Source organism: Bradyrhizobium sp. BRP23, assembly GCF_020194135.1.
Taxonomy (GTDB): domain Bacteria; phylum Pseudomonadota; class Alphaproteobacteria; order Rhizobiales; family Xanthobacteraceae; genus Bradyrhizobium; species Bradyrhizobium yuanmingense.
The window spans coordinates 270,109-282,422 of sequence record NZ_JADYVW010000001.1; the positions used below are offsets into that span (position 1 = coordinate 270,109).

At 65.3% G+C, this 12,314-nt stretch carries 13 protein-coding genes; 3 read left to right on the forward strand and 10 right to left on the reverse strand.

Annotated elements, in window-relative coordinates; genetic code table 11:
* Nucleotides 1-82 precede the first annotated feature (82 nt).
* The 10 genes from I6F24_RS01250 to I6F24_RS01295 all read right to left on the reverse strand — a co-directional run bounded on the left by I6F24_RS01250 (nucleotide 83) and on the right by I6F24_RS01295 (nucleotide 10,291).
* Nucleotides 83-1,426: a HAMP domain-containing methyl-accepting chemotaxis protein gene (locus I6F24_RS01250; RefSeq protein ID WP_225149848.1), complete on the reverse strand. Its 1,344-nt coding sequence runs from the start codon at nucleotides 1,424-1,426 to the stop codon at nucleotides 83-85.
* 113 nt (nucleotides 1,427-1,539) lie between these two features.
* Entirely contained in the window at nucleotides 1,540-2,022 is a 483-nt protein-coding gene (locus I6F24_RS01255) for a cytochrome c-type biogenesis protein (protein ID WP_036005780.1), read from the reverse strand.
* A gap of 4 nt (nucleotides 2,023-2,026) precedes the next feature.
* Nucleotides 2,027-4,009, reverse strand: a complete 1,983-nt coding sequence (locus tag I6F24_RS01260; protein WP_057027209.1) for a heme lyase CcmF/NrfE family subunit — start codon at nucleotides 4,007-4,009, stop codon at nucleotides 2,027-2,029.
* Nucleotides 4,006-4,530, reverse strand: coding sequence for a cytochrome c maturation protein CcmE (ccmE, locus tag I6F24_RS01265; RefSeq protein ID WP_225149849.1), 525 nt, complete (start codon nucleotides 4,528-4,530; stop codon nucleotides 4,006-4,008). The genes I6F24_RS01260 and ccmE overlap by 4 nt, the downstream gene beginning before the upstream one ends.
* Nucleotides 4,531-4,564: 34 nt before the next feature.
* A complete protein-coding gene (ccmI, locus tag I6F24_RS01270) occupies nucleotides 4,565-5,671 on the reverse strand; it encodes a c-type cytochrome biogenesis protein CcmI (protein WP_225149850.1) in 1,107 nt (368 codons plus the stop codon).
* 131 nt (nucleotides 5,672-5,802) lie between these two features.
* Complete coding sequence (locus I6F24_RS01275) at nucleotides 5,803-6,072, reverse strand: hypothetical protein (protein WP_036005792.1); 270 nt, start codon at nucleotides 6,070-6,072, stop codon at nucleotides 5,803-5,805.
* A 99-nt stretch (nucleotides 6,073-6,171) separates the two neighbouring features.
* A complete protein-coding gene (locus I6F24_RS01280) occupies nucleotides 6,172-7,572 on the reverse strand; it encodes a hypothetical protein (RefSeq protein WP_036023270.1) in 1,401 nt (466 codons plus the stop codon).
* A 161-nt stretch (nucleotides 7,573-7,733) separates the two neighbouring features.
* A complete protein-coding gene (locus I6F24_RS01285) occupies nucleotides 7,734-9,110 on the reverse strand; it encodes a sensor histidine kinase (RefSeq protein ID WP_225149851.1) in 1,377 nt (458 codons plus the stop codon).
* Between the two features lie 109 nt (nucleotides 9,111-9,219).
* Entirely contained in the window at nucleotides 9,220-9,894 is a 675-nt protein-coding gene (locus I6F24_RS01290; protein ID WP_036005801.1) for a response regulator transcription factor, read from the reverse strand.
* A gap of 241 nt (nucleotides 9,895-10,135) precedes the next feature.
* Nucleotides 10,136-10,291 (reverse strand): hypothetical protein, encoded by a 156-nt coding sequence (locus I6F24_RS01295; protein WP_167361642.1) that lies wholly within the window; start codon nucleotides 10,289-10,291, stop codon nucleotides 10,136-10,138.
* Nucleotides 10,292-10,508: 217 nt separating this feature from the next.
* Between I6F24_RS01295 and I6F24_RS01300 the strand changes: the two genes are divergently transcribed.
* The 3 genes from I6F24_RS01300 (at nucleotide 10,509) to I6F24_RS01310 (ending at nucleotide 12,230) form a co-directional block, all read left to right on the forward strand.
* Nucleotides 10,509-11,510 (forward strand): Ku protein, encoded by a 1,002-nt coding sequence (locus I6F24_RS01300; protein WP_225149852.1) that lies wholly within the window; start codon nucleotides 10,509-10,511, stop codon nucleotides 11,508-11,510.
* 59 nt (nucleotides 11,511-11,569) lie between these two features.
* Nucleotides 11,570-11,806, forward strand: coding sequence for a hypothetical protein (locus I6F24_RS01305; RefSeq protein ID WP_225149853.1), 237 nt, complete (start codon nucleotides 11,570-11,572; stop codon nucleotides 11,804-11,806).
* Nucleotides 11,807-12,065: 259 nt separating this feature from the next.
* Entirely contained in the window at nucleotides 12,066-12,230 is a 165-nt protein-coding gene (locus tag I6F24_RS01310; protein ID WP_036005811.1) for a Flp family type IVb pilin, read from the forward strand.
* Nucleotides 12,231-12,314 lie beyond the last annotated feature (84 nt).

Here is a 12,314-nt window from a genome sequence, read left to right on the forward strand (position 1 = left end):
GTTCAGCACAGGCCAAAAATCGTGGCCTTACAGGAACTTAATCGAGTTCCCCGACAAAGCGGCAGGCGCGAATTCTGGCCCCTCAGCTCGCCCTGACACTGACGATGAACTCGTCGACTTCGCGCTTCAAGGTCTCGGCCTGCCGCGACAGATCGACGGCCGAATCCCTGGCTTCGGCCGCCATGCGGCCGGTCTCGGCCGAGGTGGAGGTGATCTGGACGATATGGTTGGAGACGTCGAGGGTTCCGCGCGCGGCGTCCTGGGCGCTGCGCGTGATCTCCTGTGTGGCGTTGCGCTGCTGGGCGGTGTCGACCTCGATGCCCGACATGATCGACGAGATCTCCGACAGCGTCCTGGAAATGCCGTCGATCGCGCCGCGGGTCTCCGCGGTGATGCCCTGAATGCTGGCGACCTGCGAGGTGATCTCCTCCGTCGCCTTGCTGGTCTGATGCGCCAGGTTCTTCACTTCCGAGGCGACCACCGCAAACCCCTTGCCCGCTTCGCCGGCCCGTGCAGCCTCGATGGTGGCGTTGAGCGCCAGGAGATTGGTCTGGGATGCGATCGCCTGGACGAGCTGGACGACCTCGCCGATCTTTTCGGCGGCATCCGACAGCGTGTGAATGGTATCGCGGCTCTTCTCCGCCTGGCTTGCAGCGCCCTCGGCGCGCTGGGTCGCGTCCGTGACGCGGCGGCTGATCGTGCCGATCGAGTTCGTCATCGCCTCGGCGGACCCTGCAACCGTCTGCACGCTGGCGCTGGCCTGGCTCGCCGCGCTCGCGACCGCATTGGCCTTGGTGCTGGTCTCGTTGGCGGTCCGCGACAGCGTCTCCGCGTTGGTCTTCAGATGCACGGCCGATGACGCCACGCTGGCGACGACACTGGCGACGAGATCGTTGAAGCGCTTGATCCTGTTATCGAGGAATTTCGACCGCTCGGCCTGGTGCTGCGCTTCATGCAGCTGCTGCTCGGAGAGGCGGCGCCGCTCGATGCCGTTGGTCTTGAACACCTCCAGCGCACCGGCGAGCAGGCCGATCTCGTTGGTGCGGCCGAGCCCCGGAACTGATGTCTCGAACTTCTGGTCGGCAACCTCGCGCATGGCATGCACGATGGCCGCGAGGGGATTGAGGATGCCGTTGCGCACGGCGAACCAGGTGGTGAAGCAGATCGCGAAAGCGACGACGGCGATCACGCCGCAGGCGACCAGGAAATAAGAAAACGCGGTCTGCGCCTGCTGGTAGATCTGCATGGCATGGTCGCGCGCCGGGCCGCTCAGCGCGGCGAAGTTCGAGGACAGGCTGGTGATCTCGTTGTTGAGATAGAGGACCGCGATGAAGCCGGTGCCGCCGCCGATGCCAAGCAGGAACAATAACGCAGCGACGACGGCGCCGACCAGGAAGCGGATCGTCAGATTGCTGTTCGCGAACATCGGGGGACTCAGGAGCTGGAATCAAAATCTCGCGACAAGCTTCCAGACAAAGGTCAATTTAGCATGAACCACGCAGCCGTTGCCGCGCACTGCGTGGCACGACGTAGACGGCTTCAGGGCGATTTGGGTTCGTCCGACATCAAGGCCGCGAGCCGTGCCTTCTCGTCGGGCGTGAGCGGCGGTGCCGGTACGTCCACACCAGTTCGCGAGCGGCGGCGGATTTGCAGCCACAGCGCCAGGCCGCCGCCGATCAGCAGCACCGGCCCGAGCAGCCACAGCAGCAGGGTCTGCAGCTCGAAGCGCGGCTTGAGCAGCACGAACTCGCCGTACCGCGCCACCAGGAAATCGAGCACCTGCGAATTGCTGTCGCCGGCCGCGATGCGCTCGCGCACCAGCAGTCTGAGATCGCGTGCCAGCGGCGCATCGGAATCGTCGATCGACTGATTCTGGCAAACCATGCAGCGAAGCTCGCGCGACAATTCGCGCGCGCGCGATTCCTTCACCGGATCCGGCATGATCTCGTCGGGCTGCACGGCGTGGGCCGCCGGCAAAGCCAGCAACACCAACGCGATGAACGCGGCCATCATCCGGCGCATCGGGTCATTCCGCGGGCTGGAGGCGCTGCTTGGCGCGCGCCGGCTTCGGCGCGCCGACCCGCAGGCGGCGGTCGGAGAGCGAGAGCACGCCGCCGAACGCCATCAGCACCGGCCCCCACCAGATCAGGAGAACCAGCGGCTTGTGATAGATGCGCACGGCGATGGCGCCTTCGGCGGTGGCGTCGCCGAGCGAGACGTAGAGCTGGCTCGCCCCGCGCGTCAGCAGCGCCGCTTCGGTGGTCGACGAGCCGCGCGTGGTGAAGCTGCGCTTGGACGGCGTCATCACCGTGACCGCCTCGCCATCGCGGCTGATCTTGAACTCTGCGATCATCTCGCGGTAGTTCGGGCCCTGGCGTTGAAACAGCCCGTCGAGCTTCAGATCGTAGCCGGCGACATGGGCAGTCTCGTTCGGCTTCATGGTCGCGATGTATTCGCTGTTCCAGGTGGTCTCGCAGACGATCCCGATCAGCGCAACGCCGAGGCCGGCATGCGCGAACGCGGTGCCCCAGGCCGAGCGCGGCAGGCCGCGCGCCCGGTGCAGCACCGTTGCGAACGGCAGGCGCACCAGGCCCGTCCGCTCGACCAGATCGGTGACCGCGCCGGCGATGACGAAGACGCCGAGGCCGATCGCGAGCGGCGCCAGCGCGCTGCCGCCCCGCACCCAGGCCCAGACGATGGCGACCACGACCAGTCCGGCAACGCCGGCCGCGAGCAGACGTTGCATCACGCCGAGCAGGTCGCCGCGCTTCCACGCTAGCATCGGCCCGAACGGCACCGCGAGCAGCAGCAGCGCGAACAGCGGCGCGAAGCTCAGATTGTAGAAGGGTGCGCCGACCGACATCTTGAAATCGGCGAGCATCTCCATCGCGAGCGGATAGAGCGTGCCGAACAGCACCACCGCGCAGGCCACGGTGAGCAGCAGATTGTTCAGCACCAGCGCGCCCTCGCGCGAGATCGGTGCGAACAGGCCGCCCTGCTTCAGCGAGGTGGCGCGGCCCGCGAACAGCGAGAGGCTGCCGCCGATGAACAGGCACAGGATCAAGAGGATGAACACGCCGCGGGTCGGATCGGTGGCGAAGGCGTGCACCGAGGTGATGACGCCCGAGCGCACCAGAAAGGTGCCGAGCAGCGACAGCGAGAAGGTCAGGATCGAGAGCAGGATGGTCCAGACCTTCAGCGCGTTGCGCTTCTCCATCACCAGCGCCGAATGCAATAGCGCGGTGCCGGCGAGCCAGGGCATCAGCGAAGCGTTCTCCACCGGATCCCAGAACCACCAGCCGCCCCAACCGAGCTCGTAATAGGCCCAGTACGAGCCCATGGCGATGCCGAGGGTCAGGAAGATCCAGGCGACCAGCGTCCAGGGCCGCACCCAGCGCGCCCAGGCCGCATCGATCCGTCCCTCCATCAGCGCCGCGATCGCGAAGGAGAACGAGATCGAGAAGCCGACATAGCCGAGATAGAGCATCGGGGGATGCACGGCGAGACCGATGTCCTGAAGCACGGGATTGAGATCGCGTCCTTCGATCGGCGGGCTGGCGATGCGCAGGAAAGGGTTCGATGTCATCAGGATGAAGAGGTAGAACGCGCTGGCGACCCAGGCCTGCACAGCCAGCACATGCGCGCGCAGCGAGAGCGGCAGATTATTGCCGAAGCTGGCGACCAAGCCGCCGAACAGCGCGAGGATCAACACCCACAGCAGCATCGAGCCTTCATGGTTTCCCCACACGCCGGTAATCTTGTAGAGCAGCGGCTTCATCGAGTGGGAATTCTCGTAGACGTTGGCGACGGAGAAATCCGAGTTCACGTGCAGCATCACCAGCGCCGTGAACGAGGCGCCGACGAACAGCAGCTGCGCCAGTGCGGTCGAGCGCGCCACATTCATCAGGGCGGCGTCGCCAAGGCGCGCGCCGATCAGCGGCACGACGGACTGGATCAGTGCGAGGGCGAGCGCCAGCACCAGCGCGTAATGTCCTGATTCCGCGATCACCGCACCGCTCCCTGCGGATTGCCCTGCGCGGTCGTCGCCGCGGGGGTGGCAGCGCCAGAAGCTTGGGTGCCGGAACCTTGGGTACCGTAATCGTCCTTCCAGTGCCCCTGCTTCTTCAGGGCATCGGCGACGTCCTTGGGCATGTAGGTCTCGTCGTGCTTGGCAAGGACGGTATCGGCCTTGAACACGCCGTTGGCATCGAGTGCGCCTTCCGCGACGACGCCCTGCCCTTCGCGGAACAGATCGGGCAGAATGCCTTTGAAGGCGACCGGCAGCTTGGCGTTGCCGTCGGCGACCTCGAACGTCACCGCAAGATTGTCGCCGCGCTGGAGCGAGCCGGGCTGCACCAGGCCGCCGAGGCGAAACCGCTTGCCGGGCTCGACATCCTTCTCGGCGACCATGGTCGGGGTCGAGAAGAACACAATGGAGTCGCGCAGCGCGTTGAGCACCAGCGCGGCCGCGAGCGCGAGCACGGCGAGCGATCCGCCGATGATGGTCATACGTCGCTGCTTGCGCGTCATGGCGTATCCGTTCTCCGCATCTGTCGTCCCGAAATCATCCGCCGATCCCGAGAGTCTTCAGGCCTTCGTTGAGCTGGCGCAGCCGCTCGGCGTTGCTGGCAACCGCCTGCCGGGCATCGGCCGAAGCGCCCATTGCCTTGTCCCGCTCGCCCATCACCAGATAGGCGCGCACCAGACGCAGCCAGCCCTCGACATCGTCGCCGTTCTGCTTCAGCCGCGTCGCCAGACGGTCGACCATGCCGCGCACCATGGCGTTGCGATCGGTTTCGGCTATGTCCTTGGAGGCAGCAATCGTCTCGTCGGACAGCGCCGGCAGCGTGCCGCCGCCACCGACCCGCGCCAGCGAGGACTGCACCAGGGCACGCCACGGCGCATCCGCAGGAGCTTTCGCAAGCAGCGCGCGCCAGATATTGGCCGCGTCGTCCTTGCGGCCGTCCTGCTCGGCGGCAAGGCCCAGAAAGTAATTCGCCTTGGGATCGTCGGCGTTCAAGGCGTGTGCGCGCTCGAATTCGGCCTTGGCCTCGGCGGTCACCACGCCGCCGGCGGCAGCCGAGATCGCTTCGCCGAGATCGGACCGGCGCTCCGCGCTCTCACCGTTGTAAGTGAGCGAGTTGCGATAGGCGCGCACCGCGTCGTCGAAGCGGCCGAGCCGCTCCAGAACCGGCGCGAGCACGTTCCAGCCGCGCCCGTCCGTCGGATTCTTCTCAAGATGCTGCTCGACCTGCACGACGAGGTTCTCGAGCGACTGCGCCATGCCACCCCCGCGCTCCCGCTGCGCAAGGGGAAAGTCCTGCAGCCGGGGCGAGCCGAGTGGCATGTAGACGCCGGCCGCGATGAGCGGCAGTCCGGCAAGCGCCAGCACGGCCGCCGCACGGCGCCATTTGAGGTTCGACTTCGGCGCCGTTGCCGGCTCGCTGGCCGCCGCCGCGAGCAGCCTGCGGCTGACCTCGACGCGCGCAGCCTCCGCCTCCGGCGCCAAGATCAACCCTGCGGCGAGATCACGCTCGATCTCGGCCAGCTGGTCCTTGTAGACCGCGACCTCGCTGCCCTGATCTTGTGCGCGGCTGGTGCGGCCAAGCGGCAAGAGCACGGCGAAAATCGCCGCGACCGTCATCAGCGCGAACACGAACCATAGCGTCATCTGGCAAGCTTCCGGCGGCGCCCGAACCGCGCCTGTAGGTGCCTTTACACCACGGCCGGACGATGCGGCAATTGACAATTGTCAAGGCGGCGCAACCGCATGTAGTGCCGAAAAGGTGAAAATCCAACGGCTTAGCCGATCTCGAAGTCGATACTTTGCGCGGCCTGCTCGCCGTGCCCGTCGAAGGCCTTCAGGAAGTATGTTCCGGGCTTGATTGCATCCGGCAATCTGATGCGCAGCGCTCCGACCGGAACCCGAGATGCAACCCTGGTGGCGGTCTCGGGCAGCTGCCGATCGCTGGCCTTCTCGACCAGCACCACCTTGGCTCCAACCATCAGCCGTTGATACTTGGCAACGATGACGCGGTTCTCAATTTCAATCGAGCTGATGACCGGTTTCATGCGCCTACAGATGGAAATTTCCAGACTTGCACCTGCGAAAGTACGGTGCGCCATCAGTGTCGTCAACTTCAAATTGTGATCAGGAAAAATGCGCGCCGATCAGCCTGCGCGCGACGATTTGCGCTCGCCCGTGAGTGCATTTTCGGCGGCCCGGCTCATCAATGAGGCGTAATCGTCGCCGAACAGCACCTGGCAGAAGCGGATCGCGGCCTGCACCTGCTGCTGCCGATAGGTGCGGACCTTGTGATCGGCGGCACGCAGCGACTGCACCAGCTGCTCGGTCGACCGTTCCACATATTGCTGGAGATCGGAGAAGGTACGCAGCGTCACCTCGTTGATCGCAAGCTCGCTCGCATAGTTGCGGCACGTCGCGACGAAGTCGATCAGTGCCACCGTTTCCTCGACTTCGGTGCTGTCGATCCGCGCGCCCGGCGGAATGTCCTTTTCGGGGCGCTGGCGCAGGATGCGGCGGACGCGGCCGGGAACGCTGTCGATCTCGGACTGCAGCGCATTGGAGATGTCGGCCCGGATCGACGTCAGTTGCTTGCCCCAGGTCGAATCGTTGCGCAGGTCGAGCTCGGTGCGCAGTCCGCGCACGCCGTCGTGCAGCGTCTTGAGGTTGCCGGCGACATTGTCGAAATGGCCGCGCTTGATGTCCATGCGCAGGACCGCGGCGACGCAGGACAAATCGTGCAGGGCCATCGTGACGGCCATACCGTAGGGCGTCGCCGCGACGCGGATCTCGTCATCGGACGCCGCTATCTTGACCGCAAGGCGGATGATCTGCCAGGGCGCGGTCATCCGCTGCACGACGATCGACAAGGCGAAAGGCAGCATCTGCGGCGTCTGAAGCGCCGGAATGTTGAGCGCCGACGTCACCGAGGCGATCTGGGAATCCCCGAAGGCCCGCAAGGTGCGCGGTAATTTCTCGTTCAATGTCGCAATGGCGTCCCGGACCTGGAGCACCGCACCGATCGAATAGAGATCCTCGATCACGTTGGGCGGTCCGACCCGGGCCAGCGCCCGCGACTTGTCGCCGCCGCCCGGCCCCGTCAGCTCGAAGATGGCGTCCGCGGCCACCGCCTGAAGCTTCTGCGCCAGGGCTTCGACCTGCCCAGCACTGTCCGCCGGCATGCGCGCCAGCGCCGCCTCGAATTCGTTCACCTTGTCCGGTGCGCCGTCACGGCCAAGCCACTGCCAGATCGGCTGCAGCGAGGAGCGGCGAATCTGGCCGGCCCTGACAGGAGTGCCCGCTTCGACGAGGAACGGTTCCAACACCTGGAATAGGAGCCGCGACAGATCGTCCGTGCGCGGCGGCAAAGCCTCGTCGGCCTCGCTCTTGCGGACGATCTTGCGCAGCTGCTCGAGCACGAGGGTGGCCACCGCCGTGTCCTGGCCGCGCTCCAGCGCACGCTCGAACTCCCGCATCAGCAGTGCCTGCGACTGCGGCGGGAGCTGCGCGAGATATTCCCTCAGCCGCTCGATCGATGTCTGGCTCATGCGCCCGGGTAATGCACGGTAAAATGGCGGACATGGGATGGGTCCGGCGCGATCATAGGGGGTCCCCACTTAAGAAGCCGTTTAGGAAGCTGCCTCGAATGCCTCCCATGCTTCGCTGGAGGAGCCTCGGCCGCGCCGGAAATTGTCGTCGAAACAAGGGATTATAGTCCGGGAAGAACCAGCTCGGCGCGCAGACCCCCAGTCGGAGCGCTGCCGAGCGAAAGGCTGCCGCCATAGAGGGCCGCGAGGTCGGTGACGATCGACAGCCCCAGTCCCGACCCGGGCTTGGACTCGTCGAGGCGCTTGCCGCGCCGGGCGACCTGGGCGCGCTCGGCTTCCGACAGACCACGGCCGTCGTCGTCGACGATCACCCGCAAACTCGGGCCGGCGCCGGCCCGCTGTTGCGGCTCGACCAGGACCTCAATGAGGACGCGGGAGGCCGCCCATTTGCAGGCATTGTCGACGAGATTGCCGACCATCTCCTCGAGATCCTGCCGCTCGCCCCGGAACTTGGCGGATGGATCGGCCTTGGCCTCGACCACGATGCCGCGGTCGCGATGGATCTTCTCCATGGTCCGCCGCAGTCCCTCGATGGCAGGCGCCACCTCCGTCACGGTCGCGACCACCGAGACCCGTGCCGCGATGCGGGCGCGCTCCAGATGATGGGCGACCTGATCACGCATCACATCCGCCTGCTCCATCACCTTCTCCGCGAACGGATCGGCGGCATGCGCGCTGGCTTCGTTGACGATGACCGAAAGCGGCGTCTTGATCGCATGAGCGAGATTGCCGACATGGGTGCGCGCCCGCTCGACGATCTCGCGATTGGCGTCGATCAGCGCGTTGGTCTCGCGCGCCAGCGGCGCGATCTCGACCGGGAATTCACCCTCGAGCCGTTCCGCCCGCCCGGAGCGGATGTCGGCGATCGCGTCCGAGATGCGCTTGAGCGGTGCAAGGCCGAAACGGACCTGGAACACGGTCGTCAGCAGCAGCACGATGCCGAGCGCCGTGAAGGTGCCGCCGAGATAGTAGTCGAAGCTGCGTGTCTCGTCGAAAATCTCGGTATCGTCCCCGGCGACGCTGACCAGAAATTTGCCGTCGGCACCGAGATCGACCGGCCGTTCCACCATGCGCAGATTCTGCCCTTCCGGCCCGTCGACATAGGCGAGGCGGATGCCGGCGGCGGTGAGCTCGGCACCCTGCTCTTCGAGCTTCGGTAGCTTCTTGTCCCAAAGCGAGCGCGAGGAGCGCACTTCCGGCTTTTCGGTGTCGGTCCGCGTGATCTGCCAGTACCAGCCGGACAGCGGCAGGTCGAACAGGGGCTCGCCAAGCGACTGGAACTGGCGATCCGGCGGCTCGTCGGGCGTTGCGACCTCGGCGATGAGGGTGCGCAGGTAGAGATTGAGCCGGCGGTCGAAGGCGCGCTCGGTGGCGTTCTTGTAGACTGACGACAGCACCACGCCTGTGATGGCCAGGATCACCACGAGCCAGGCGGTCGCCGACAGGAACAGTCGGTTCGCAAGCGAGCTAGCGGCCATCGGAATGATCCCGGGCGGCGCAGGATGGCAGGTGGTCGGACGTCATGACCGGACCAAGGGCCCTGTTCGGCCTCCCGTCAAGCCAAGATACTTCAAAGGCCGGAACGCCTCAGGCGCCCGGGGCCGGCGGCGGGGTCAGGAGATAGCCCAGGCCGCGGACGGTCTGGATGATGTCGACGTCGAGCTTCTTGCGGATGCGGCCGACGAAGACCTCGATGGTGTTGGAGTCGCGGTCGAAATCCTGGTCGTAGAGATGCTCGACCAGCTCGGTGCGCGAGACCACCCGCCCGGAATGGTGCATCAAGTAGGCCAGAAGCCGATATTCGTGCGAGGTCATCTTGATGGGATTGCCCGACACGCTGACCCGGCCGGTTCGGGTGTCGAGCGTAACCGGGCCGCAGGTCAATTCGCTCTGGGCATGGCCGGTGGAGCGGCGCAGCAGGGCGCGGATGCGCGCCAGCACCTCCTCGAGGTGGAACGGCTTTGCGACGTAGTCGTCGGCGCCGGCATCGAAGCCCTGCACCTTGTCGCTCCAGCGGTCGCGTGCAGTGAGGATCAGAACCGGCATGGTGCGGCCGTTGCGGCGCCAGGCTTCCAGCACCGAGATGCCGTCCTTCTTCGGCAGGCCGATATCGAGCACCACGGCGTCATACGGCTCGTTGTCGCCGAGATAGTGCCCCTCCTCCCCGTCGAAAGCCCGATCGACGACATAGCCGGCGTCGGTCAGCGCCTTGGTGAGCTGGCGATTGAGATCGGGGTCGTCCTCAACAACGAGCAGGCGCACGCTTCTCTCCAAGGATAGGCTGCAAGAACAGGCGACATGAACACCGCCACAGATGAGCAATTCGGGCGTGAACTGAATATGAACGCAGGGAACCAGGCTACGTTACTTTTTGGTCATATACGACCCGGCGCGCGCAAATGCGACTGCGCCCACCATGCCGCCGGAGGAGCCGGCGGCATGGTGGGCGCAACGTGCCGCATCGCGCGGCGAGCCGGAAGGTGCCGGCGTGCTGATCCGGCCGTCAGGTCCGGAAGAACACGAACCAGACGACGGCGAGGATCAGGATCGCAAGCCCGGTCGAGATGGCGAGCAGCGCCGCCACCGAAGGTCCGGGCTCGCCCTGGCGCGCCTCGGTCGGAGTTTCGACGATCCGGTTCTGCTCTCGCCTGGTTGCCATGGTGACCTCGATCTGTGGCTGTCGCGTCGGATGGCCGCGACCTCCTCGGCGATGAATTGCCGAGGCAACGCGTCATCTCGGGCGATGTTCCGGTCCAGCAAACACCGCGCAGGCGGCGATTAACGCCGTTGCAAGATTCCGCGCCGGCGGTTGCTATGATTCGCAACTGGGCGATGGTATCCTCAAAGCTTGTCCGCTGTTGCGTCTGGAGTAGCCCATGGCCCCCCGCGCCAATTGGAAGGGTTTTCTGCGTCTGTCGCTCGTGACCTGCCCGGTCGCGCTCTATCCGGCCACTTCGGATACGGAGAAGGTTTCGTTCAACCAGATCAACCGCAGGACCGGCCACCGCATCAAGTATCTCAAGGTCGATGCCGAGACCGGCGACGAGGTGACCTCCGAGGACATCGTCAAGGGCTACAAGGTCGACACCGACACTTATATCGAGGTCACTAAGGACGAGCTGGACGACATCGCGCTCGATTCCACCCACACGATCGAGATCGACGAGTTCGTGCCCAAGGCCGACATCGACAACCGCTATCTGATCCGCCCCTACTACCTCGTGCCCGACGGCAAGGTCGGCCACGACGCCTATGCGGTGATCCGCGAGACCATCCGGAGCATGGACAAGGTCGCGATCGGCCGCGTGGTGCTGACCAACCGCGAGCACATCATCGCGCTGGAGCCGCTCGAGAACGGGCTGATGGGCACGCTGCTGCGCTACCCCTACGAGGTCCGCAGCGAGAAGGAATATTTCGACGACATCCAGGACGTGAAGCTGACGAGGGACATGCTCGACCTCGCCAAGCACATCGTCGAGAAGAAGTCCGGCGCGTTCGAGCCCGAGCTGTTCGAGGATCATTACGAGACCGCCTTGATCGATCTCATCAACAAGAAGCGCAGCGGCATGCCGATCACCGCCAAGGCCGCACCGAAGACCGGCGGCAACGTCATCAGCTTGATGGACGCGCTGAAGAAGAGCATCGCGAACGAGAAGGACGCGGCCCCCGCGGCGAAGGTCGCCAGGGACACGGACAAGGAGACCGCCAAGGACATCAAGGCCAAGAAGCCGAAGAAGCGCGTCGAGGGCCAGCGCGAGATGCTGCTGCCGATATCAGGCAAGGGCGGCAAGGACGCTGCGGCGAAGGCTGCGACCACGCCGAAGAAGGCCGCCGACAAGCCGGTGCGCGCACCGGCGCGGGCAAAGAAGGCCGGCTGACAGCACCACGCCCCGCGATCACGCCGTGATGTCTCTCCTCGCCGATCGGCCGGCCTGACATGCCCTGGTCGACGGCGTTCGACGATCCCGTCCGCGTGAGCAACAAGCGCAAGTTGTTCACGCTTCAAGAAGCCGCCGACTACATCATGGAGCTGCCCGAGGACGCCCAGCACGAGGCGCATTGGCAGACGGCGATCGAGACCTTGATCAATGCGGCCGAGACCGGCGGCGGCTGGGTGATGTTCGCCCGCATCGCGATGTTGCGGGCGCTGAATGCGGACGGCCGGCGCGGATGAGCGCGATCGAGACATCCTTGCCTATTCGTTGACGAACAGGCTCAACAATCGGTTAAGCGGCCAAGCCAATGGGGGCAATGCAACAGGCTGTCGGTTTGACTTCATTTGAACGGATCGACGGAACCCTAATTTAATGAATGCCGTCGTACGAGGTAAGGTGCGATCGCCGTGTTTTGGCGCGCTCGAAGATTTATTCGATCGATTTGCAAGTCCGATAACGACGCGACCATCCATCGGATCGGATGAACAGGAGTTGGCAATGCGTCTGCTTAGGTCCTTCCTTGCCGATGAGAATGGCGCAACCGCAATCGAGTACGGCCTGATCGCCGCAGGGATCGCTCTGGCAATCGTGACCATCGTCAACAGCACGGGCGCTGCGCTGCTCAACAACAAGTTCAACTCGGTCAGCACGGCGATGAAGTAACCGCCGGCCAACGGCCTGCGCAGCGGCTGCCCGCCGGAGCGGCGGGCCATGATCTGGGTCAACAGCATCGGGACGGCGACGTCT